Consider the following 22567-nt stretch of genomic DNA (forward strand, 5'->3'; position numbering starts at 1 on the left):
TTGACCAACCACCACCAGTCGACCCGGGGGGAACCCCGGGTCGCTCTCGTCACCTGCACCGAGCTGGTCGACCTCGACCCCGACGACCGTCTCGTCCTCGACCCGCTCAGCGCCCGGGGGATCGCCGCCGAGGCGGTCGTCTGGGACGACCCGGCCGCCGACTGGTCCTCGTACGACCTCGTCGTGCTCCGCTCACCGTGGGACTACGCCCTGCGCCGCGACGAGTTCGTCGCCTGGGCCGCGTCCGTGCCCGCGCTGGTCAACCCGGCCGACGTGGTGCGGTGGAACACCGACAAGCGCTACCTGGCCGAGCTGAGCGCCGCCGGGGTGCCGACCGTGCCGACGTCCTGGGTCGAGCCGGGGGAGACCTGGTCGCCGCCCGCCGGGACTGGCGAGTACGTGCTCAAGCCCTCGGTCAGCGCCGGCAGCCAGGACACCGGCCGGTACGACCTGGCCGACCCGGAGCACCGCGACCTGGCTCGGGCCCACGTACGCCGCCTCTCCGCCGCCGGCCGCACGACGATGGTTCAGCCGTACCTGAGCGCCGTCGACAGCGAGGGCGAGACCGCGCTGCTCTTCCTGGCCGGCCCGGACGGGCTCGCGTACAGCCACGCCATCCGCAAGGGCCCGATGCTGACCGGCCCGGATCTTGGCCCAGACGGTCTCTACAAGGCCGAGGAGATCAGCTCCCGCGCCGCGCGCCCCGAGCAGTTGGCGGTCGCCGAGCGGACCCTCGCCGCGGTGCCCGGTGGCACGCGTCGACTGCTCTACGCCCGGGTCGACCTGATCCCCGGCCCGGACGGCGACCCGGTCCTGGTCGAACTGGAGCTGACCGAGCCGTCGCTCTTCATCGGGTACGCCGACGGCGCCCCCGACCGCCTCGCCACCGCGATCGCCACCCACCTGACCCGCTGAGCCTGATCTCCCACCCCGCCGCCTGGCCGTGGGCGTACCCCGAAGATCCGCGCAACATCGGGGATGTTGCTGCCTCGCCCCGACGGGAAGCAGCAACATCCCCGATGTTGTGTAGATCTTGAGGAAAGTGCAAGATCGCCGCGGGGTAACGGCCGCGCTCGGGCGCGGGCCGGCCGGGCGCGGGGTGACGGGGTGCTCGGGCGCGGGCCTGCGCCTGCGGGGCGCGGGGTGGCGGATGCTCGGTGCGGTGTCAGGCGGTGACCGGGACGGCTTCGACCTCGGTCGCGGTGGTCTGCGGCGCGGGGGCCGCCGGGCGGCGTTCGCGGGTGGACCACTGGACCGAGAGGGCGGCCAGCAGCACCAGGCACGAGCCGAGCATGTGCGCGCCGACCAGGATCGCCGGCACGTGGGTGAAGTACTGCACGAAGCCGATGAGCCCCTGACCCAGCTCCACCGCGAGCAGGACGACGGCGGCGCGGGTGGCCCGCGCCGCGCCGACCGCGCGGAACGCGAAGATCAACGCCACCGACAGGCCGATCAGCAGGAAGACGCCGTCGGCGTGCACCTGGGAGATCGACTCCGGGTCCAGTCCGTTGCGGGCCGCGCCGTGGTCGCCGGCGTGCGGGCCGCTGCCGGTGACCCAGGTGCCGATCACCAGCACCGCGACGGTGACGCCGGTGGTGACCCGGGCCAGCGTGCGCAGGGGGGAGGGCACCACGGCGACCGTCGGGGCGTCCGGTTCGTCGACCCGCCGCCAGAGGGCGTACGCGGCGGCGAGCACCGCCATCGAGGCGAGGAAGTGCAGCCCGACCACCCACGGGTTGAGGTTGGTGAGCACCGTGATGCCACCGATCACCGCCTGGGCGGGAATGCCCAGAAAGACGGCGACGGCGAGGGTCAGCACCCCGCGGCGGCGGGGCCGGTGTGCCAGGACGGCCAGCACGGTGGCCAGCGCGATCAGGCCCACCGCGAAGGTGAGCATCCGGTTGCTGAACTCGATGACGCCGTACACGCCCATCTCGGGTGTCGTGACGTACGAGTCGTCGGTGCACCGGGGCCAGGTGGGGCAGCCGAGGCCCGACGCGGTCAACCGGACCGCCCCGCCGGTGACGACGATGGCCACGTTCGCGATGATCGAGGCGAGCGCGAGGCGGCGCAGCAGGAGACCGGAGACCGGACGGACGATGCGGTTCACGGCGCAAATCCTACGCACCGTAGTGCTCGAGGTTCGTCCGACTCCGCCGGGCCGGTGGTTCGGATCACCGGGGCCCGGGTTTGCGACCCTCCGGGTAATTACGTAACGTTGGCGTTGTGAAAAACGCGGCGGCGCTCTCCGGGCACCAGCCGACGGCTGCCCAGGCCGTCGGCGCGTCCGCGTCCGCCCTCATCGGGGCCTCGTCGTCCGCGCTGGGCGGCGCCACGACGGAGATCTCCACCCGGGACCGCGTCACCCAGCTGCTGCTGGAGCGGGGCGCGACCACCGCCGCGCAGCTCGGTCTGGCGCTCGGCCTCAGCCCGGCGGCGATCCGCCGGCACCTGGACGCGATGCTCGCCGACGGTGACGTCGTCGCCCGCGACCAGACGGTGCGGGGGAGCCGCGGTCGGGGGCGTCCGGCCAAGGTGTTCGTGCTGACCGACGCGGCCCGGGTCCGCTGTGGCACACACCACTACGACAACATGGCCACCGCCGCGCTGCGCTGGATCGCCCGCAGCGGAGGCCCGGACGCGGTCGAGGCGTTCGCCACCGAGCAGGTGTCCGCACTGGAGACGCGCTGCCGCGCCGCCATGGAGGACGCCGGCGACGACCCCCTCGCGCGGGCTGAGGCACTCGCCGGAGCGCTCACCGCCGAGGGTTACGCTGCCAACGCGACCACGATCGCCTCCGGCGGCCAGCTCTGCCAGCACCACTGCCCGGTGGCGCACGTGGCCGCCGAGTTTCCCCAGCTGTGCGAGGCCGAGACCGCGGTGATCTCCCGTCTGGTCGGCACCCACGTACAGCGCCTGGCCACCATCGCGCACGGCGACGGGGTGTGCACCACGCACATCCCGACCCAGCCGGGCCGCGCTCAATCCGGTAATCCCGTCACCACTGTGAGGACAGATAGATGACCGAGCAGATCGTCCAGCCCCTGACCCAGGAAGAGCAGCTCGCCGCCCTGGGTCGCTACGAGTACGGCTGGTCCGACCCGGACGCCGCCGGGGCGGTCGCCCAGCGTGGCATCAACGAGGCAGTGGTGCGGGACATCTCGGCCAAGAAGAACGAGCCGGCCTGGATGCTCGACCTGCGCCTCAAGGGTCTGCGGCTGTTCGGCCGCAAGCCGATGCCGGCCTGGGGCGCGGACCTCACCGGCATCGACTTCGACAACATCAAGTACTTCGTGCGGTCCACCGAGAAGCAGGCCACCAGCTGGGAGGACCTGCCCGAGGACATCAAGAACACCTACGACCGGCTGGGCATCCCGGAGGCGGAGAAGCAGCGTCTGGTCGCCGGTGTCGCGGCGCAGTACGAGTCCGAGGTCGTCTACCACAAGATCCGTGAGGACCTTGAGGAGCAGGGCGTCCTCTTCCTGGACACCGACACGGCGCTGCGCGAGCACGAGGACGTCTTCAAGGAGTACTTCGGCACGGTGATCCCGGTCGGCGACAACAAGTTCGCCGCCCTGAACACCTCCGTCTGGTCCGGTGGCTCGTTCATCTACGTGCCGAAGGGCGTGCACGTGGAGATCCCGCTGCAGGCCTACTTCCGGATCAACACGGAGAACATGGGCCAGTTCGAGCGGACGCTGATCATCGTCGACGAGGGCGCGTACGTGCACTACGTCGAGGGCTGCACCGCGCCGCTCTACTCCTCGGACTCGCTGCACAGCGCCGTCGTGGAGATCATCGTCAAGAAGAACGCGCGCTGCCGGTACACGACCATCCAGAACTGGTCGAACAACGTCTACAACCTGGTCACCAAGCGCGCCGTCTGCCACGAGGGCGCGACCATGGAGTGGGTCGACGGCAACATCGGCTCCAAGGTGACGATGAAGTACCCGGCGGTCTACATGACCGGCGAGCACGCCAAGGGCGAGGTGCTCTCGGTGGCGATGGCCGGCGAGGGCCAGCACCAGGACGCGGGCGCCAAGATGGTGCACGCCGCGCCGCACACCTCCTCGTCCATCATCTCCAAGTCGATCGCCCGTGGCGGCGGCCGCACCTCGTACCGCGGTCTGGTGCAGGTGCTGGAGGGTTCGCACAACAGCCGGAGCACGGTCAAGTGCGACGCGCTGCTTGTCGACACCATCTCGCGCTCGGACACCTACCCGTACGTCGACATCCGCGAGGACGACGTGTCGATGGGGCACGAGGCGACCGTCTCCAAGATCAGCGACGACCAGCTCTTCTACCTGATGAGCCGGGGCCTGAGCGAGGACGAGGCGATGGCCATGATCGTCCGTGGCTTCATCGAGCCGATCGCCAAGGAGCTCCCGATGGAGTACGCCCTGGAGCTGAACCGCCTGATCGAGCTTCAGATGGAGGGCGCGGTCGGCTGACGCCGCCTCCGCCCGCGGTGCGGGCCGGAACCTCGGCCCGCCCGCACCCTGCCCCAACCTCGTCGTCACGGAACAGACAGACCAAGGAAGACATGACTACCCAGGCTTCCGCGCCACCGCCCAGCACCAAGTCGCAGGCGTTGCGCTCGTACGACGTCGCCGACTTCCCGGCCCTCACCGGCCTGGAGGAGGAGTGGCGTTTCACCCCGCTCAAGCGACTGCGCGGCCTCGCCGGCGACGCGCAGGCCGGCACCGGCACGGTCCGGCACGAGTACGGCGAGCTGCCCGAGGGCGTGGCCATCGAGCGCATCGGCACCGACGACCCGCGGGTGGGCAGCGTGCTCACCCCGGTCGACCGGGTCAGCGCGCTCGCGTACGGCGGCGCCGGGCAGGCGCTGCTGTTCTCGGTCGCGAGCGATGTCGTGGTGGGCGCCCCGGTGAGCGTGCGGGTGGTCGGCGACGGCGGCGAGGGTCTGGCCTTCGGGCACACCTTCGTCGAGGTGGGCCGCTTCGCGGAGCTGACGCTGGTGCTGGAGCACGTCGGCTCGGCGACCCTGGCGGACAACGTCGAGGTGTCGGTGGGCGACGGGGCCAAGCTGACCCTGGTCACCGTTGCCGACTGGGCACCGGACGCGGTGCAGGCGCAGCACCTCAAGTTCAAGCTCGGCCGGGACGCCCGGGTGACGCACGTGCAGGTGAGCCTGGGCGGTGACCTGGTGCGCCAGTTCACCAGCGTGGAGTACACCGGCCGGGGCGGCGAGGCCGAGCTGTACGGCGTCTACTTCGCCGACGGTGGCCAGCACCTGGAGCACCGCCAGCTGGTCGACCACTCCGTGCCGGACTGCCGCAGCTACGTCGGCTACCGGGGCGCCCTGCAGGGCGCGGACGCGCACACCGTCTGGGTGGGCGACGTGCTGATCCGGGCCGAGGCGACCGGCACCGACACGTACGAGATCAACCGGAACCTGCTGCTCACCGACGGTGCGCGGGCGGACTCCGTACCCAATCTGGAGATCGAGACCGGCGAGATCGCCGGCGCCGGCCACGCCAGCGCGACCGGCCGGTTCGACGACGAGCAGTTGTTCTACCTGATGGCCCGGGGCATCCCGGAGGGTGAGGCCCGCCGACTGGTGGTCCGCGGCTTCTTCGCCGAGGTGATCAACAAGATCCCGGTCGAGGAGCTGCGCGAGCGCCTGGGCGACGCGATCGAGGCCCGGCTGGCCAAGGCGGGCGCCTGATGATCCGCATCTGCTCCACCGAGGACGTGCCGAAGGGCACCGCGATCAGCGCGGACGTCGACGGCACCCCGATCGCCCTGGTGCACGGCGAGGACGGCGAGTTCTACGCCGCGTACGACGAGTGCTCGCACGCCGCGGTCGCCCTCTCCGAGGGTGAGGTCGACGGCTGCACGCTGGAGTGCTGGCTGCACGGCTCGCGCTTCGATCTGCGCACCGGTGCGCCGACCGGCCTGCCCGCCACCGAACCCGTCCCCGTCTACCCCGTCGAAGTCCGCGACGGCGACATCTACCTCAGCCTGACGCCGAGTAATGGAGTGACCCGATAATGAGCACCCTGGAGATCCGCGACCTGAAGGTGTCGGTCAAGCTGCCCGAGGGTGAGCTCAAGCCGATCCTGGCCGGCGTCGACCTGACCGTGAAGTCGGGGGAGACCCACGCGATCATGGGCCCGAACGGGTCCGGCAAGTCCACCCTGGCGTACTCGATCGCCGGCCACCCGAAGTACGAGATCACCGGCGGTTCGGTGACCCTCGACGGCGAGGACGTGCTGGCCATGACCGTCGACGAGCGCGCTCGCGCCGGCCTCTTCCTGGCCATGCAGTACCCGGTCGAGGTGCCCGGCGTCTCGGTGGCGAACTTCCTGCGTACCGCGAAGACCGCCATCGACGGCGAGGCCCCGAAGCTGCGCACCTGGGGTGGCGAGCTGCGCGGCGCGATGGAGCGCCTGCAGATGGACCCGGCGTTCGCCCAGCGCAACGTCAACGAGGGCTTCTCCGGCGGTGAGAAGAAGCGGCACGAGATCGTCCAGCTGGAGCTGCTCAAGCCGAAGATCGCGATCCTCGACGAGACCGACTCGGGCCTCGACGTGGACGCGCTGCGCGTGGTCAGCGAGGGCGTCAACCGGGTCCGCGACACCGGTGACACCGGCGTGCTGCTGATCACCCACTACACGCGGATCCTGCGCTACATCAAGCCGGACTTCGTGCACGTCTTCGTGGCCGGCCGGATCGTCGAGCAGGGCGGCCCGGAGCTGGCCGACAAGCTCGAGGCCGAGGGCTACGAGCGGTACGCCGCCGGGGCCGGCACGGCCAAGGCCTGAGTGGGGAAGGCGCTGCCGAGATGACCAGCATCGCGATCCCCGAGGGGATGCCGCAGTACGACGACGTGCCGCGTTTCGACGTGGCCCGGGTACGCGCCGACTTCCCGATCCTCGATCGGGAGATCAACGGGCACCCGCTGGTCTACCTCGACAGCGCCAACACCTCGCACAAGCCCCGGCAGGTGCTCGACGTGCTCGACGAGCACTACGCGCGGCACAACGCCAACGTGTCGCGCTCGGTGCACACCCTGGGCACCGAGGCAACCGAGGCGTACGAGGGGGCGCGGGCCAAGATCGCCGCGTTCATCAACGCGCCGAGCGTCGACGAGGTGGTGTTCACCAAGAACTCCACCGAGGCGATCAACATCGTGGCGTACGCCTTCTCGAACGCCTCCCTGCGCCCGGACGGTGACCCCCGGTTCCGGCTCGGCCCCGGCGACGAGGTGGTGATCTCCGAGATGGAGCACCACTCGAACATCGTCCCGTGGCAGCTGCTCTGCGAGCGGACCGGCGCGACCCTGCGCTGGTTCCCGGTGACCGACCAGGGTCGGCTCGACGAGTCGGGCCTGGAGGACCTGGTCACCGAACGGACGAAGATCGTCTCGCTGGTGCACGTGTCCAACATCCTCGGCACCGTCAACGCGACCTCCCGGATCACCGCGCGGGTCCGCGAGGTGGGCGCGCTGCTGCTGCTGGACTGCTCGCAGTCGGTGCCGCACCTGCCCATCGACGTCGTCGACCTGGACGCCGACTACATCGTGTTCACCGGGCACAAGATGCTCGGTCCGACCGGCATCGGCGTGCTCTGGGGCCGCGGTGAGCTGCTGGCGGCCATGCCGCCGGTGATGGGCGGCGGCTCGATGATCGAGACGGTGACCATGGCCCGGTCGACGTTCGCCGCGCCGCCGGCCCGCTTCGAGGCGGGCACCCCGCCGATCGCCGAGGCGGTCGCGCTCGGTGCTGCCGTCGACTACCTGACCGGCGTCGGGATGCGGGCCGTCCAGTGGCACGAGAAGGAGCTGACGGCATACGCGCTGGAGGCCCTCGGCACGGTGCCGGACCTGCGGATCTTCGGCCCGACCGTGCCGGTGGGCCGCGGCGGCACCATCTCGTTCGCCCTCGGTGACGTGCACCCGCACGACGTGGGCCAGGTGCTCGACTCGCTCGGCGTGCAGGTGCGGGTGGGCCACCACTGCGCGAAGCCGGTGTGCAGCCGGTTCGGCGTCCCGGCGATGACCCGGGCCTCGTTCTACCTCTACACCACCACCGAGGAGATCGACGCCCTGGTGGGCGGTCTGGAGCAGGTGCGGAAGGTGTTCGACTGATGGTGCAACTCGACCAGCTCTACCAGGAGATCATCCTGGACCACTACAAGCATCCGCACGGCCGTGGCCTGCGCGACGCCGACGACGCGACCGACCAGGTCGCGGAAGCGCACCACGTCAACCCGACCTGCGGCGACGAGATCACCGTCCGGGTGGCCACCGACGGCGACGTGCTGCACGACATCTCGTACGACGGCATGGGCTGCTCGATCAGCCAGGCCTCGGCGAGCGTGCTGCACGAACTGCTGCGCGGTCGGGGCACCGGGGAAGCATTCGAGGTGCACGAGGCGTTCGTCGAGTTGATGTCGGGACGTGGCCAGGTCACGCCCGACGAGGACGTACTCGGTGACGGGGTGGCCTTCGCGGGCGTCGCCCGCTACCCCGCCCGGGTGAAGTGCGCGCTGCTGCCGTGGATGGCGTTCAAGGACGCCGCGGCACGCGCCGGCGTGGGCGTGGGCCCGGAGGTGAAGGCGTGAGCGTGCGTCAGCGAGCGATTTCCAGCAGCACTGTGGTGCCGGGTGGCATCACGAAGCGAACCGGAGGGACGGCATGAGCGAGAACACCGCTACCGCGGCGACGCCGGAGGCCGGTGACGCCACCGCGGCGCCGCAGACCGACGCCGTGACGACCGACGGAGCCCCGACGACCAACGCCGTTGCGACCGACGGCGCTGCGACGACCGACGGCGCTGCGACCGACGCGGCTGCGACCCCGGGTGCCGGCGACGCCGCCACCTCGACGGGCGGCGTCAGCAAGGCGATGATCGCCGACATCGAGGAGGCAATGAAGGACGTCGTCGACCCCGAGCTGGGCATCAACGTGGTCGACCTCGGCCTGGTGTACGGGGTGCACGTCGACGACGAGAACGTCGCGACCCTGGACATGACGCTCACCTCGGCGGCCTGCCCGCTGACCGACGTCATCGAGGACCAGGCCCGGCAGGCGCTGACCACCGGCCCGGGCGGCGGCCTGGTCAACGACATCCGGATCAACTGGGTGTGGCTCCCGCCGTGGGGCCCGGACAAGATCACCGACGAGGGTCGGGACCAGCTCCGTTCCCTCGGCTTCAACGTCTGACCCGACTCCGTCCCACAGTCGTCGAGCGCGGTGCCCTCCGGGGTGCCGCGCTCGATCCGTTGCGGGATGCGCGGGAAACCGCAGTGGCCCGGAGCCCCGCACTTGTCGACCCTGACGGGCCCAAGGTCGTGCTCGATCATTGATGTAGTGGCCTCGGTGCGTCGCCGAGGCCACTACATCCTGGTCGGAGCGCGATCTTGGCCGGATCGTCGTTGACGTTCGCAGCTCGCCTCCAGATGGGCTTGCTCGCCGGCGGCCTTGGCAAGATCCGCGCAACTTCACCGATGTTGCGGTCTCCCGCCAGGCTGAGGCAGCAACATCGGCGATGTTGTGAGGATCTTGGCGTGGGGCGTGGGGCGTGGGGCGTGGGGCGTGGGGCGTGGGGCGTGGGGCGTGGGGCGTGGGGCGTGGGGCGTGGGGTGAAAGTCCGTTGCGGGGGCGTGGGTGGGGCGCGCAGGATGCCGACTGTGATTGAGGCGTACCCGATGCAGGTTTCTGTCCGTGCGGCCACCGCCGCGCGTCGACAGCGGACCGTGCCCGGGGTGACCTCGACCCGTCGCCCGTCGTCGTGAGCGGCGCGTTCCTCGCCGGTCTGGTGGCCGGGTACGGCGTCGCCATCCCGGTCGGCGCGATAGCGATCCTCATCCTGGGGCTCAGCGCCCGTACCTCGTTCCGGGTCGGCGCGGCCGCGGCGCTCGCGGTGGCGACGGCCGACGGGCTGTACGCGGCGGTCGCCGCGTTCGGCGGCGCGAGCCTGGCCGGGGTCGTCGCCCCGGCGGCCGGTCCGCTGCGGGTGGTCGCCGCAGTGGTCCTGCTGGGGCTCGCCGCGCACGGCCTCTGGCGCACGTGGACCACCCACCGCGCCCGGCCGGCGCCATCGGCCGGCGGGGGCCTGCGTACTCCCGCTCGGGCGTACGCGGCGGTGCTCGGGCTGACCCTGCTGAACCCGATGACAGTGCTCTACTTCGCCGCGCTGGTGCTCGGGCGCCGGGACACCGCGGACGCGAACGGGCTGACCGCCGGGCTCTTCGTGGCCGGCGTGTTCCTGGCGTCGGCGAGCTGGCAGCTGCTCATCGCGGGCGGCGGCACGATGGTCGGCCGGGCGCTGACCGGGCCGCGTGGCCGGCTCGTCACCGGCCTGGTCTCCAGCGCGCTCATCGCCGCGCTCGCGGTGGTGGCGCTGCTGCCCGGCTGAGGCCGAACCCGCCCGACGCCCCGCCCCGAGCCGCCGTGGCGTACGGTCGGGCCGTGACCAGTCGACCCGCAGCCGGGGGCGGCCGGTGGGTCGAGGTCGACCCGGCCCGCGTCGGCCGCTGGGTCGAGGGCTTCGCCGACCGGCACGGCCCGCCCACCACCACCGCGCGGGAGTACGGCCTGCTGCTCACCGCCCCCGACGGGACCACCGCCGAGCTGTACGCCCCGCCGGGCGCTCCGGTCGGCGCGGACGTGGCGGCCTTCGTCGCCGCAGCCGGCGCACCGCACCGGATCGGCCTGCTGCTGGCCCGCAAGGGTGCGGTGGCGGTAGGTGTGGCGCAGGGCCCCGACCTCGTGGTCTCCAAGGTGGACACCCGGTACGTGCAGGGGCGCACCGCCGCCGGGGGATGGTCGCAGCACCGGTTCGCCCGCCGCCGCGACAACCAGGCCAAGGCGGCGCTGGGCGACGCGGCGGACCTGGCCGTACGCCTGCTGTTGCCGGAGGCGGCGCGGCTCGCGGCCCTCGTCTGTGGCGGTGACCGGCGGGCGGTGGACACGGTGCTGGCCGACCGGCGGTTGGCCCCGCTCGTGCCGCTGCGGGCCGAGCGGTTGCTCGACGTGCCGGAGCCGCGGCACGCGGTGCTGGTGGCGGCGGTGGGCGCGGCCCGGGCGGTACGGATCCGGCTGCGCGACCCGGAGCCCGATCCCGCGCGGTAACGGCCGCCGGCCTCGGCGCCAGCGACGGCGGGCCGCAGGGGGAGACGACCGCCACGCAGATCGGGGTTCCCGGCGTGCTGCCGGGCCGCCGGCCGGAGGATGGGCGGGTGGAGTTCCTGGTTGACATGGTGACGACGGTTCCCGACGGCACGTCCGAGGACGAGGTCGCCGACATGCGCGCACGCGAGGCGGCGCGTTCGGCCGAGCTGGTGGCACAGGGCACCCTCCTGCGCCTGTGGCGGCCGCCGCTGGCGCCGGGGGAGTGGCGTACGTGGGGGCTCTTCCAGGCCGCCGACGCGGACGAGTTGGAGGCGGTCCTCGCGTCGATGCCGCTGCGCGCCTGGCGGCGGGAGACGGTCACCGTGTTGACGCCGCACCCGAACGACCCGGGTCAGCCGCCCCGGCAGGCGAGGAGTTGACGGTGGCCGGCAGCGAGGCGGACGTCCTGCGGACCGTCCTGGACCGGTGGAAGTCGGCCGTCGACGCCCACCAGCCGGATCAGGTCGCGTCGGTCTTCACCGAGGATGCGATCTTCCAGGGCCTGCGCCCGTACGTCGTCGGCCGGGACGGCGTCGCCGCGTACTACGCCGCGCAGCCGCTCGGCCTGACCGCCGCGTACGAGATCCGGGAGACCCGGCGGCTCGCCGACGATGCGGTCCTCGGCTATCTGGAGGTCGAGTTCGGGTTCACCGACCGACCGGCGCTGACCGTGCACCTCGGTGTGGTCGTCCGGCGGGTCCACGACGCCTGGTTGATCGGGCACTACCAGGTCTCCCGGCTCGACTGACCACCCAACGACAATCGCGGCAGGCCCGCTCGGCGGGCCTGCCGCGATCGCGTGGAGATGTCAGAGCTGGTTGGTGCCGAAGGTGTCGCAGGTCTTCGGGTCGCCGCTGTTGTAGCCCTGCTCGAACCACTTCTGCCGCTGGGCGGCGGTGCCGTGGGTGTACGAGCTCGGGTCGTTGCCCCGGCCGGACTTCTGCTGAATGGCGTCGTCGCCGATCGCGCCAGCGGTGTCCACCGCGTCCTGGATGTCCTGCTCGCTGATCGACTTGAAGATCGCCTTGTCGTTCTTCGACTTGGTCTCGGTGGCGTGGTTGGCCCAGGCGCCCGCGAAGCAGTCCGCCTGCAACTCCAGCCGGACCGAGCCGGAGGTGGCCCCGGTCTTGCCGTCCTGCGCCTTGGCCTCGGTGCCGAGCAGGTCCTGCACGTGGTGGCCGTACTCGTGCGCGAGAACGTACGGCTGGGGGAACTCGCCGTCGACGCCGAACTCGGACTTGAGCGTGTCGTAGAAGGTCAGGTCGATGTAGACATGCTTGTCCGCCGGGCAGTAGAACGGGCCGACACCCGAGTCGGCCTGACCGCAGCCGGTGTTCACGCTGTTGCTGAAGAACCGCGTGGTGACCGGTTGGTACTGGTCGCCGAACGCCTTCGGCATGGCGTCCTTCCAGTAAGCCTGGATGGAATTGATGAAGAGGGTGTTGCGGCAGTCCTCGGTCTTGGTCGCGCTCGCGGAGCACTCGGCGTCCAGGCTGGAGTTGTCGGCTGGCTGGTCGCTGCCGCCGCCGCCGAGCTGGCTGAGCCCGAACCCGCCACCGGCCAACGCCAGCACGACGGCGATGATGATGCCGATCAGGCCGCCGCCCCCGGGGATCGGGATCCCGAGGCCTCCGCCCCCGCCGCCTCCGCCGGATCCACGCATGTCCTCTACCTGACTGGTGTCGACCTGCGCGTTCTCGTTCAGCTCCATGATGACCTCGATCGCGTGAAATGTCCTGTGATAGGCCGTCAGCGCCGGACCGGGTCCGGACGGCGATTCGGTACCCGATGATCTTGATTGGTAATCCGGCCCGGCCGCTCGACCGCGCCCCGGTACACTTGTCCCCGTGCCGCGCTGCGAAGGCTGAACCGCCCCCGCGCCGACGGGCCCACCGCCCGCCGGCGCTTTCGCGTGCCCTGAGTCAGCCTTCCAGACCCCGAGAGCGAGTCCCACGAGATGATCACTGCCACCGGCCTGGAGTTGCGCGCCGGCTCCCGGATCCTGCTGTCCGACACCACGCTGCGCGTGCAGCCCGGTGACCGGATCGGCCTGGTCGGCCGCAACGGCGCCGGCAAGACCACCACCCTGAAGGTGCTCGCCGGCGAGGGGCAGCCGTACGGCGGGCAGATCGACCAGCGCAGCGCCATCGGCTACCTCCCGCAGGACCCGCGCACCGGCGACCTGGAGGTCACCGGCCGTGACCGGGTGCTCTCCGCCCGTGGCCTGGACGTGCTGATGTCCCAGATGAAGGAGATCGAGGCCCAACTGGCCGAGGACGCCAGCGACAAGCTGGTCCGCCGCTACGGCGCGCTGGAGGACCAGTTCGCCGCCCTGGGCGGGTACGCGGCCGAGGCCGAGGCCGCTCGCATCTGCGCCAACCTGGGGCTGCCGGACCGCGCGCTCGCCCAGACCATCGGCACTCTCTCCGGCGGTCAGCGCCGGCGCATCGAGCTGGCCCGGATCCTGTTCCGCGACGCCGGTGAGAACGGCGGCGGCATCCTGCTGCTCGACGAGCCGACGAACCACCTCGACGCGGACTCGATCACCTGGTTGCGGGGCTTCCTCGCCAACCACAAGGGCGGCCTCATCGTGATCTCCCACGACGGCGCGCTGCTGGAGTCGGTGGTCAACAAGGTCTGGTTCCTCGACGCCACCCGGTCCGTGATCGACGTCTACAACCTGGGCTGGAAGGCGTACCTGGAGGCCCGCGAGACCGACGAGCGCCGCCGCCGCCGGGAGCGGGCCAACGCGGAGAAGAAGGCCGGCGCGCTGATGGCGCAGGCCGACAAGATGCGGGCCAAGGCCACCAAGACCGTCGCCGCGCAGAACATGGCCCGCCGCGCCGAGAAGCTGATCTCGGGCCTGGAGGAGGTACGCGTCGCCGACCGGGTGGCCAAGGTGCGCTTCCCCAGCCCCGCCCCGTGTGGCAAGACGCCGCTCACCGCGACCGGCCTGTCCAAGTCGTACGGCTCGCTGGAGATCTTCACCGACGTCAACGTCGCGGTGGACCGTGGTTCCCGGGTGGCCATCCTCGGGCTCAACGGCGCTGGCAAGACGACGCTGCTGCGGATGCTCGGCGGGCTGCTCACCCCGGACACGGGCGAGGTGCACGCGGGGCACGGGCTGCGGTTGGGGTACTACGCCCAGGAGCACGAGACGCTTGACGTGGAGCGGACGGTGCTGGAGAACATGCGCGCCGCAGCCGTCGAGCAGTCCGACACCGACCTGCGCAAGATCCTCGGTGCGTTCCTGTTCTCCGGCGACGACGTGAACAAGCCGGCCGGGGTGCTCTCCGGCGGCGAGAAGACCCGCCTGGCGCTGTCCACCCTGGTCTGCTCCGGCGCCAACGTGCTGTTGCTCGACGAGCCGACCAACAACCTCGACCCGGTCAGCCGCGAGCAGGTGCTCGACGCGATCGCCAACTACCCGGGCGCCATCGTGCTGGTCACGCACGATCCGGGCGCGGTGCTCGCGCTCAAGCCCGACCGCGCGATCCTGCTGCCCGACGGCGACGAGGACGCCTGGAGCGACGACCTGCTCGAACTGGTCGAGCTGGCCTGACCGCCGGGCCGTACTGGTCGAGCTGGCCGTACCGCCGGGCCGGGTCTCAGCCCAGCAGGTCGACCAGCCGGCCGAGCACGCCGGAGCTGACCAGGATCACCACGCCGATGGCGACGAAGATGGCCGGCACCAGCCAGTGGCCGGCGCGCTCCACCAGGCGTACGACCCTGCGGTGTCCACCCAGCCAGGCTGCGGCGGCGCACCACACGCCGACGAACACGACGAAGACCAGCAGGAAGACCGCGCTGTCGCCGGGGCCGAGAGCCCGGAACACGGGTACGTAGACGGCCACGTTGTCGGCACCGTTGGCGATGGTCACCCCGGCCACGCCGAGTGTCCCGCTGACGACAGTGGCCGGCTCGTCATCGTCCGCGCCGCGCAGCGCGCGGATGCCCAACGCGATCGGCAGCAGGCCGAGCAGCCCGGTCCACGGGTCCGGCACGACCAGCAACCCGGCGGCGACCACCGCGCTGGCCAGCGCGAGCGCGCCGATTCCCAGGTACTGGCCCGCGACGATCTGCCAGGTGCGGGGCCGGCCGGTGGTGCGGGCCGCCACGAAGAACAGCGTGAGGATGACGATGTCGTCGATGTCGGTGGCGGCGAAGACCACCGCCGCTCCGGCCGCGGTGCCCAGCAGGTCGATCACGCCCGGGAGCGTACGGGTCGAGGCGTCGCCGCGCGGCGGTGGCCCTTCCGGACGATGCGCCGGGGCCGATCGCGAGGATCACTCTATCGGGAAGCTGACATTGCATAGCGTGTCGGTTGGCGAAGAGTTGATATCTGGCGCATGATCGTCCGAGGCGGTCTAATAGGTGGGACCGTATCCGAACCGCACAGTCTGGGACGTGAGGACACAGCATGGCAGCCACTGGCACAGCCACCAGCACTGAGAAGGGTCGCCGGATCGTCGGAGCCGAGCGTCAGACGCTCGCCAAGGACCTGGTAAAGCGGTACACGTCGGGGGAGAGCATCCGCGCGCTGGCGGCCTCGACCGGCCGTTCCTACGGGTTCATCCACCGAGTGCTCACCGAGTCCGGGGTTCAGCTGCGTCAGCGCGGCGGTGCCCGGCGCCGCAAGAAGGCGTGACCCGCCCCTTCGCGTCGTTCACCAGCGCCGCGCCCCGGGCAGCCCGGTGACCGCCGAGGCGACCGGGGTTCGGCTGACCTGCGACGGGCCGGTTGCCACGGTGACGTTGTGCCGGCCCGACGTGCTCAATGCCCAGACGCCGGCGATGTGGCGCGCGATGAGCGACTTCTCTCGCGACCTGCCCGGCGACGTCCGGGTCGTGGTGGTGCGTGGCGAGGGGCGTGCGTTCTCCGCCGGCCTCGACCTCGCGGTGGCTGGCGCATCCGGCCCGGGGTCGTTCGCCGAGCTGGCCACGCTGCCCGAGCAGGAGTGCGCCGACCGGATCGCCGAGTTCCAGGCCGGCTTCACCTGGCTGCACCGGCCGGACGTCATCTCGGTGGCCGCCGTGCAGGGGCACGCGATCGGCGCGGGTTTCCAACTCGCTCTGGCCTGTGACCTGCGGATCCTGGCCGCCGACGCGAAGTTGTCGATGGCCGAGGTGACGCTCGGGCTCGTGCCCGACCTGGCCGGCACCAAGCGCCTCGTCGAGCTGGTCGGCTATTCCCGGGCGCTGGAGATCTGTGCGACCGGCCGCCGGCTGGACGCCGCCGAGGCGGACCGGATCGGCCTGGCCACTCTTGTCGTACCGCCGGCGGAGCTGGATGGCGCGGTCCGTGACCTGACCGCGGGCCTGCTGGCCGGGCCCCGCGACGCGGTGGTGGAGATCAAGGCCCTGCTCGCCGGCGCGGCGGGGCGGTCGCACGCCGACCAGCAGCGCGCCGAGCGGGAGGCGCAGACCCGCCGCCTGCGGGATCTGGCCGGCCGCGGAGAATAGTAAGGACCGTACGGGAAGATCCGGGTTACGACCGAGGTTGTCAGAGTCGTCGGGAGAATTGACCTGACGTGTGTGGTCCACCCGACGACCCGGAGGTGAGCGGTGTCCAACCCGATGTCCGGCGGTGGCATGGCCGGGTGGAGCATGCTCCGGTCGATGCGTAACCGCGACGAGGTCTCCACCCACCGGCTCAAGCACGGCGTGGCCCGCCGCATCGTGGCCTTCGCCCAGCCCTACCGGCGCGACATCATCGTCTTTCTGGCCACCGTGGTGCTGGCCGCCATCATCGGCGTGGCGACGCCGGTGCTCGCCGGTGACGTCATCAACGCCATCAACCGGGGCGGCAGCGAGGCCGGTCGGCTCGTGGTCAAGCTGGCCCTGTTCATCGCCGGTCTGGCCGTCGCCGACGCGCTGCTGTCCCTGGCCCAGAGGTGGTATTCGGCCCGCATCGGCGAGGGCATCATCCTCGACCTGCGCACCCGGGTCTACGACCACGTGCAGCGGATGCCGTTGCAGTTCTTCACCCGCACCCAGACCGGGGCCCTGGTCAGCCGCCTCAACAACGACGTTCTCGGCGCCCAGCGGGCGTTCACCTCCACCCTGTCCGGTGTGGTCAGCAACGTCATCCAACTGGTCCTCACCGCCGCGGTGATGTTCACCCTCTCCTGGCAGATCACCGCGCTCTCACTGGTGCTGCTTCCGATCTTCATCATCCCGGCCCGACGGGTCGGACGGCGGCTGGCCGACATCACCCGCGAGGCGTACAACCTCGACGCCAAGATGAGCGCGACCATGACCGAGCGGTTCGGGGTGGCCGGGGCGCTGCTGGTGAAGCTGTTCGGCCAGCCCGAGATCGAGGCTCGCCGGTTCGCCGACCGGGCCGAGCGGGTGCGTGACATCGGCATCCAGTCCGCCATGTACTCCCGGACGTTCTTCGTGGCGATGCTGCTGGTCGCCTCGCTGGCGCAGGCACTCACCTACGGCCTCGGCGGTTGGCTCGCCGTCACCGGCGGCGTCAGCGCGGGCACCGTGGTGACCCTCGCGCTGCTGCTCACGCGGCTGTACGGGCCGCTCACCGCGCTCTCCAACGTCCGGGTGGACGTGATGAGCGCGCTGGTCTCCTTCGACCGCGTCTTCGAGGTGCTCGACCTGCAGCCGGGCATCGTCGAGAAGCCCGACGCGGTGCCGGTGCCCCGCGGCAACGGTCGCGTCGACTTCCGCGACGTCCGCTTCCGCTACCCGAGCGCCGCCGAGATCTCCCTCGCCTCGCTGGAGGAGGTCGCCACCCTCGACCGGACGGTCAACGAGCCGGTGCTCAAGGGCGTCTCGTTCAGCGTCGAGCCGGGGCAGATGGTCGCCCTCGTCGGCCCGTCCGGCGCCGGCAAGTCGACGCTGTCCATGCTCATCTCCCGCATCTACGACGTCACCGACGGCCAGGTGCTGGTCGGCGGGACGGACGTGCGCGACGCCACGCTCGCCTCCCTGCGCGACGAGATCGGCGTCGTCACCCAGGATTCGCACCTGTTCCACGAGACGATCGCGGAGAACCTGCGGTACGCCAAGCCGGACGCCACCGACGACGAGATCTGGGCGGCGCTCGCCGGCGCACAGGTCGCCGACCTCGTCCGGTCGCTGCCCGACGGGCTGGAGACCACAGTGGGGGAGCGCGGCTACCGCTTCTCCGGCGGCGAGAAGCAGCGCATCGCCATCGCCCGGCTGCTGCTCAAGGCCCCGTCGATCGTGATCCTCGACGAGGCGACCGCCCACCTGGACTCGGAGAGCGAGGCGGCGGTGCAGCGGGCGCTGTCGGTCGCGTTGGCCGGGCGTACCGCCCTGGTGATCGCGCACCGGCTCTCCACAGTCCGCGACGCCGACCAGATCCTCGTGCTCGACGGCGGCCGGATCGTCGAGCGGGGCCGCCACGACGAGCTGGTGGCGGTCGGCGGGCTCTACGCCGAGCTGTACCGCACCCAGTTCGCTGTCGCCGACTCGCCCCGGCCCTTCGTGGACGCGACAGGCCCCGAGCCGGTGGTCATGCCCCTGGGCACGTACGTCGCCGACGAGGCGATGCCACCCGCCGCCGCCAACTGACCGACGATCGGTTGATCGACTCCGGTTCCTGGAAATCGGGGTGTCCCGGCCGCGTCGACAGGCCGACTTCCAGGAAGTCGAGTCGATCAACGGCAGGCGGCGTCAGGTCGGGTGGCGGTCCGGCAGGCCGGTCGCCTCGCGCAGCTCGGCGAACGCCGCGCCCAGCGTCACCGGCGTGAAGTGCGCGTTCAGTCCACTCGGGTTCGGCAGCACCCACAGCCGTGCCCCGGCCAGCGACTCCGGCTGCGGCCCGAAGGCGGCCTTCGGCCGCTGAAAGCCGATCCGGTACGCGGTCACCCCGACCACCGCCACCCAGCGCGGCCGGTACCGGGTCACCTTGTCGGTCAGGATCGCGGCGCCGTCGAGCAGTTCCTCGGCGGTCAGCTCGTCGGCGCGGGCGCTGGCCCGGGCGGCCATGTTGGTGATTCCGAGCCCGAGGGCCGGCAACTCGTCCTGTTCGCTCGGGTGCAGCAGCCGGGCAGTGAACCCGCCCAGGTGCAGCGCCGGCCAGAACCGGTTGCCGGGCCGGGCGAAATGCCAGCCGGTGGCGGCCGACCACAGGCCCGGATTGATCCCGACGAAGAGCACCGACAGCGCTGGCGCGAGCACGTCCGGGATGGTCCGGTCGGTGGCGGCGGCCAGGTCCGCCTTGCTCGGCCGTGGATGCGCGGCACCCGTGCGACCTCCCAGCGCGGTCGGCACATCCCCGCCTCGGCCGCCCTCGCCGGGTGTCGGAGCGCCCGCTGTCACAGGCCGCGCAGCGCGCCGCCGTCGACCGGGACGGTGAGGCCGGTCAGGTAGCTGGCCGCGGGAGAGAGCACGAACGCTGCCACCCGCCCGAACTCGGCCGGGTCGCCGAGGCGGCGCAGCGGGATGCTCGCCTCCGCCTCGGCGCGGGCGCGCTCCGGGTCGCCGGTGGCGGCGAACAGCTCCCGGTTGCGGTCGGTCAGGACCCGGCCGGGCAGCAGGCCGACCACGCGTACGCCACGCGGGCCGTAGTCGTCGGCGATGTCCTTGGCGACGCCGACCAGGCCGGGCCGCAGGCCGTTGGAGATGCCGAGGCCGGGCACCGGGCCGCGCGCCGAGGTGGAGAGCACCAGCCCGATCGCGCCCCCTTCGGGCAGCGCGGCGGCGACGGTGCGCGCCGCGCGGACGGTGCCCAGAAAGACGGTCTCGAAGGAGTGCCGCCACTGCTCGTCGGTGATCGACGCCGCGGTGCCGGCGGGCGGGCCGCCGACCGAGATGAGCGCGCCGTCGATCCGGCCGAAGTGCTTGCGGGCCGCCGCGACGAGCCGCTCCGGGGTCTGCGGGTCGGCCAGGTCGGCGGCGACTCCGACCGCCCGGTCCGGGCCACCCAGCGCTTCGGCGGCGGCGTCGACGGCGTCGGTGTCGCGGGCCGAGAGCACCACCCGCGCGCCGTCGGCGACCAGGCACTGCGCCGTCGCGTAGCCCAGCCCGCGGGAGGCGCCGGTGAGCACGTACACCCGGTCGGTCAGTCCGAGATCCATGTCGCCGATCCTGCCGCATCCGGGTCGGGCCCGCCAACGTGGGCGGGCGGACGCGCGGCGGGGCGCACCAGACGTACCCGACCGGCGACCTGCACCGCGACGGCGCCGCCGACGCGGGCCACGGCCGGCAGCCGGCGCGGGCGCGGCGCCCGACGCCCGTCATAGCGCAGGCCCGCCTCGCGGACGGCCAGTTCCTCGGCGCCGCCCGGCGGCAGCGCGCCGCGCTCCCGCAGCGTCCGGGCCAGGTCCCAGCCGTCGCGCAGCGACCCGGCGGTGGGGCGCTCGGCGGCCCATTCGGCGAAGGTCGCCGGCCACGCCGCGCCGAGGCCGGCGGCGAGCAGCGGCCAGTGTCGGGCCACCTCACCGGCCCGTTTGCGGCGCAGCGCCGCCCGGGTGGCGGCCAGCGGTCCGGCCGCGAACCCCGCCGGCGGCGGACCTCCGGCGACAAGCGTCGCCACCAGCTCCGCCTGCCGGGCGGCGAGCCCGGTACGGGGATCGGCGCCCGTCACGTCACGGCCGGGAAGCCGGCGGCGGCGGCCAGGGCGTCCAGTTCGGCGCGCAGCTCGGCGGCCGGTGGGTAGCCGCCGTCGCGTTCCAGCAGGAGCGCCGGTGGCCGCTGCCGGGCGCAGAGCGCGCGGACCAGCTCCAGCACCTCCGGCGGCACCGGATCGGTGTGCGTGTCGTGGTAGAACCCGCCGTGCTCGGCACCGCCGGCCACGTGCACGTAACCGATCCGGTCCAACGGCAGCCGGTCGAGCAGCGCGAGCGGGTCCTCACCCCGGTTGCGGGCGTTGGCGTGCACGTTGGCGATGTCCAGCAGCAGCAGCGCACCGGTGCGGTCGAGGATCTCGGTGAGGAAGTCCGCCTCGTCCAGCTCGTCGTCGGGCCAGTCGAACAGGGCGGCGATCGGCTCCAGCGCGATCGGCACGGGCAGCTCGGCCTGCGCCCGGGCCACGTTGGCGCAGACCGCGTCGACAGCCTCGGCGCTGCGCGGCAGCGGCAACAGGTGCCCGGCCTCCAGCCCACCGGCCCGGACGAAGGCGATGTGCTCGCTGACCAGCGGGGCGTCGAGCCGCTGCGCCATCGCGGCCAGGTGGGCGACGCGGGCCGGGTCGACCGGCTCGGCGCCGCCGAGGGAGAGCCGCACCCCGTGCGGTACGACTGTCACGCCGCGCTCGCGCAGCTGCGCCAGCCCCGGCGGGAGCGGCCCGGTGGCGGGCACCGACTCGGCCACCACCTCGACGAAGCGCAGCCCGGGCAGCTCGGCCACGAAACCGGCGATCTCGGGACGCCAGCCGATGCCGACGCCGGACGGGGCGGTCATCCGCCGCACCCGCCTCCGCCGCACCCGCCCCCGCCCCCGCAGGAACTGCCGCCACCGCAGGAGCTGCCGCCGCCACACGAGCTGCCGCTGCCCGACGAGCCGGAGCCCGACGACCAGCCGCTGCTGGCGATGGCCTGGCGCTGGATCTCGGCCTGCTCGGCGAAGCCGGGGTCGATCGCCCAGAGCGACGCGGTGCCGTACAGCGCCACGCCCATCGCCGCGCCCGCCGCGCCGTAGGTGGCGTACGCGGGAGACGAGGCGGGGGCCAGGTGGTTGTTGCGCTTACGCAGGTCGCGCAGCATGGCCCGACCGGCCCGACTGGTCTGGGGCACGCGCCAGAGCAGCAGCACCGCTACCAGCACCCCGACCAGGGTGAGCAGCAGGTAGCCCACGGGCCGCCCGTTGGTCAGGCCGGCGAACAGCCGCACCACGCCGAGCACCAGCAGCGCGGCGAGGAGCCGTGCCCACCGCCTCGCGGTGGCGCGTCGCTCCGGGCTCACGAGCAGGCCGCGCTCTTCGAGGCCGGTGCGGAGCTGGGCGAGCGCGGTGACCACCCGGTCGTTCTGGCTCAGGTCACGGACGCGGGAGTGCTGGTGGGCCGCCCAGTGGATGGCGCCGTCCAACGGGGTGAGCCCGGTCGGCGCCGGCCCGACGGTGGTGAGTCGACGGTCCGGCCGTACGCCGATCGCGCCGCTGCCGCGCAGCCCGCCGAGCGCGGCGTGCACGGCGAGTGCCGGCCCACCGTTGAGGTACGCGACCTGTTGGGGGCCGAGCGGGTCGGCGCTGGCGTGGCCCCCTTCGGTGGCGAGGCGGAGCCGGTGCAGCACCGCGAGGGTGACCACGACGGCGGTCGCCACGAGGTAGAGCCGGAGGAAGGTCGGGCCGGGGATGCCCCAGGTGTCGCCCGACGCGGCGTGGACGATCATCGGCTGCTCCTGTCGCCGGAGGGATCGGCGGCCCCATTGTGGAGCACGACCGCCACGGTCCCCGTCCCGGTGTGCGGCAGGCGTTCAGCGGCGGCGGACGGCCTTCTTCGTGGAGC

25 protein-coding genes are annotated in these 22567 nt (G+C 72.4%); 17 read left to right on the forward strand and 8 right to left on the reverse strand.

Features of this window, described 5'->3' with window-relative positions; translation table 11 throughout:
• Positions 1 to 915 (forward strand): hypothetical protein, encoded by a 915-nt coding sequence (locus AB0B39_RS31485; RefSeq protein WP_357498876.1) that lies wholly within the window; start codon positions 1 to 3, stop codon positions 913 to 915.
• Between the two features lie 250 nt (positions 916 to 1165).
• On the opposite strand, the gene AB0B39_RS31490 is transcribed toward AB0B39_RS31485, so the two are convergent.
• Positions 1166 to 2128: a COX15/CtaA family protein gene (locus AB0B39_RS31490; protein WP_357498878.1), complete on the reverse strand. Its 963-nt coding sequence runs from the start codon at positions 2126 to 2128 to the stop codon at positions 1166 to 1168.
• A 173-nt stretch (positions 2129 to 2301) separates the two neighbouring features.
• On the opposite strand from AB0B39_RS31490, the gene AB0B39_RS31495 reads away from it, so the two are divergent.
• The 12 genes from AB0B39_RS31495 to AB0B39_RS31550 all read left to right on the forward strand — a co-directional run bounded on the left by AB0B39_RS31495 (position 2302) and on the right by AB0B39_RS31550 (position 11888).
• Complete coding sequence (locus tag AB0B39_RS31495; RefSeq protein WP_234588466.1) at positions 2302 to 3024, forward strand: transcriptional regulator; 723 nt, start codon at positions 2302 to 2304, stop codon at positions 3022 to 3024.
• A complete protein-coding gene (gene sufB / locus AB0B39_RS31500; RefSeq protein WP_357576109.1) occupies positions 3021 to 4451 on the forward strand; it encodes a Fe-S cluster assembly protein SufB in 1431 nt (476 codons plus the stop codon). Before AB0B39_RS31495 ends, sufB begins: the two co-directional genes overlap by 4 nt.
• A gap of 92 nt (positions 4452 to 4543) precedes the next feature.
• Entirely contained in the window at positions 4544 to 5689 is a 1146-nt protein-coding gene (sufD, locus tag AB0B39_RS31505) for a Fe-S cluster assembly protein SufD (protein WP_357498880.1), read from the forward strand.
• On the forward strand, positions 5689 to 6015 hold the full coding sequence (locus AB0B39_RS31510) for a non-heme iron oxygenase ferredoxin subunit (protein ID WP_234588432.1): 327 nt from the start codon (positions 5689 to 5691) through the stop codon (positions 6013 to 6015). The genes sufD and AB0B39_RS31510 overlap by 1 nt, the downstream gene beginning before the upstream one ends.
• Positions 6015 to 6788, forward strand: a complete 774-nt coding sequence (gene sufC / locus AB0B39_RS31515; RefSeq protein WP_151489655.1) for a Fe-S cluster assembly ATPase SufC — start codon at positions 6015 to 6017, stop codon at positions 6786 to 6788. The genes AB0B39_RS31510 and sufC overlap by 1 nt, the downstream gene beginning before the upstream one ends.
• Before the next feature lie 20 nt (positions 6789 to 6808).
• Positions 6809 to 8113, forward strand: coding sequence for a cysteine desulfurase (locus AB0B39_RS31520; protein WP_234588430.1), 1305 nt, complete (start codon positions 6809 to 6811; stop codon positions 8111 to 8113).
• Positions 8114 to 8115: 2 nt separating this feature from the next.
• Entirely contained in the window at positions 8116 to 8589 is a 474-nt protein-coding gene (gene sufU / locus AB0B39_RS31525) for a Fe-S cluster assembly sulfur transfer protein SufU (RefSeq protein ID WP_234588465.1), read from the forward strand.
• Between the two features lie 145 nt (positions 8590 to 8734).
• Positions 8735 to 9190 (forward strand): metal-sulfur cluster assembly factor, encoded by a 456-nt coding sequence (locus tag AB0B39_RS31530; protein ID WP_357576122.1) that lies wholly within the window; start codon positions 8735 to 8737, stop codon positions 9188 to 9190.
• Positions 9191 to 9758: 568 nt separating this feature from the next.
• A complete protein-coding gene (locus AB0B39_RS31535) occupies positions 9759 to 10385 on the forward strand; it encodes a LysE family transporter (protein WP_357498885.1) in 627 nt (208 codons plus the stop codon).
• A gap of 53 nt (positions 10386 to 10438) precedes the next feature.
• The gene (locus tag AB0B39_RS31540) at positions 10439 to 11101 is read left to right on the forward strand and encodes an acVLRF1 family peptidyl-tRNA hydrolase (RefSeq protein WP_357498887.1); all 663 of its coding nucleotides are present in this window, start codon (positions 10439 to 10441) and stop codon (positions 11099 to 11101) included.
• A 107-nt stretch (positions 11102 to 11208) separates the two neighbouring features.
• Complete coding sequence (locus AB0B39_RS31545) at positions 11209 to 11520, forward strand: muconolactone Delta-isomerase family protein (protein ID WP_357498889.1); 312 nt, start codon at positions 11209 to 11211, stop codon at positions 11518 to 11520.
• 2 nt (positions 11521 to 11522) lie between these two features.
• Positions 11523 to 11888: an SgcJ/EcaC family oxidoreductase gene (locus AB0B39_RS31550; protein ID WP_357576110.1), complete on the forward strand. Its 366-nt coding sequence runs from the start codon at positions 11523 to 11525 to the stop codon at positions 11886 to 11888.
• A 60-nt stretch (positions 11889 to 11948) separates the two neighbouring features.
• On the opposite strand, the gene AB0B39_RS31555 is transcribed toward AB0B39_RS31550, so the two are convergent.
• Positions 11949 to 12851, reverse strand: a complete 903-nt coding sequence (locus AB0B39_RS31555; RefSeq protein ID WP_357498893.1) for a neutral zinc metallopeptidase — start codon at positions 12849 to 12851, stop codon at positions 11949 to 11951.
• 246 nt (positions 12852 to 13097) lie between these two features.
• Between AB0B39_RS31555 and AB0B39_RS31560 the strand changes: the two genes are divergently transcribed.
• Entirely contained in the window at positions 13098 to 14702 is a 1605-nt protein-coding gene (locus AB0B39_RS31560; RefSeq protein WP_234588419.1) for an ABC-F family ATP-binding cassette domain-containing protein, read from the forward strand.
• A 46-nt stretch (positions 14703 to 14748) separates the two neighbouring features.
• Here the strand turns inward: AB0B39_RS31560 and AB0B39_RS31565 are convergent, their stop codons facing one another.
• The gene (locus tag AB0B39_RS31565; protein WP_357576111.1) at positions 14749 to 15348 is read right to left on the reverse strand and encodes a cadmium resistance transporter; all 600 of its coding nucleotides are present in this window, start codon (positions 15346 to 15348) and stop codon (positions 14749 to 14751) included.
• Between the two features lie 212 nt (positions 15349 to 15560).
• Here AB0B39_RS31565 and AB0B39_RS31570 point away from each other — a divergent pair, with 212 nt between their 5' ends.
• The 3 genes from AB0B39_RS31570 (at position 15561) to AB0B39_RS31580 (ending at position 18693) form a co-directional block, all read left to right on the forward strand.
• On the forward strand, positions 15561 to 15788 hold the full coding sequence (locus tag AB0B39_RS31570) for a helix-turn-helix domain-containing protein (RefSeq protein WP_007462679.1): 228 nt from the start codon (positions 15561 to 15563) through the stop codon (positions 15786 to 15788).
• 46 nt (positions 15789 to 15834) lie between these two features.
• Positions 15835 to 16602: an enoyl-CoA hydratase/isomerase family protein gene (locus AB0B39_RS31575; RefSeq protein WP_357576112.1), complete on the forward strand. Its 768-nt coding sequence runs from the start codon at positions 15835 to 15837 to the stop codon at positions 16600 to 16602.
• Between the two features lie 114 nt (positions 16603 to 16716).
• Positions 16717 to 18693, forward strand: a complete 1977-nt coding sequence (locus AB0B39_RS31580) for an ABC transporter ATP-binding protein (RefSeq protein ID WP_357576123.1) — start codon at positions 16717 to 16719, stop codon at positions 18691 to 18693.
• Positions 18694 to 18795: 102 nt separating this feature from the next.
• Here AB0B39_RS31580 and mug read toward each other — a convergent pair whose 3' ends face one another.
• From mug to AB0B39_RS31605, 5 genes are read right to left on the reverse strand one after another with little or no spacing between them, the layout of a single operon-like run.
• Entirely contained in the window at positions 18796 to 19395 is a 600-nt protein-coding gene (gene mug / locus AB0B39_RS31585; protein WP_357576113.1) for a G/U mismatch-specific DNA glycosylase, read from the reverse strand.
• Positions 19396 to 19439: 44 nt separating this feature from the next.
• The gene (locus tag AB0B39_RS31590; RefSeq protein WP_357498903.1) at positions 19440 to 20201 is read right to left on the reverse strand and encodes an SDR family oxidoreductase; all 762 of its coding nucleotides are present in this window, start codon (positions 20199 to 20201) and stop codon (positions 19440 to 19442) included.
• On the reverse strand, positions 20186 to 20710 hold the full coding sequence (locus tag AB0B39_RS31595) for a hypothetical protein (protein ID WP_357498905.1): 525 nt from the start codon (positions 20708 to 20710) through the stop codon (positions 20186 to 20188). The genes AB0B39_RS31590 and AB0B39_RS31595 overlap by 16 nt, the downstream gene beginning before the upstream one ends.
• Complete coding sequence (locus tag AB0B39_RS31600; protein ID WP_357576114.1) at positions 20707 to 21525, reverse strand: DUF692 domain-containing protein; 819 nt, start codon at positions 21523 to 21525, stop codon at positions 20707 to 20709. Before AB0B39_RS31600 ends, AB0B39_RS31595 begins: the two co-directional genes overlap by 4 nt.
• A complete protein-coding gene (locus AB0B39_RS31605) occupies positions 21522 to 22451 on the reverse strand; it encodes a TIGR04222 domain-containing membrane protein (protein WP_357576115.1) in 930 nt (309 codons plus the stop codon). The genes AB0B39_RS31600 and AB0B39_RS31605 overlap by 4 nt, the downstream gene beginning before the upstream one ends.
• Positions 22452 to 22567: the final 116 nt, after the last annotated feature.

It is taken from the genome of Micromonospora sp. NPDC049114 (assembly GCF_040648635.1).
Lineage (GTDB): Bacteria > Actinomycetota > Actinomycetes > Mycobacteriales > Micromonosporaceae > Micromonospora.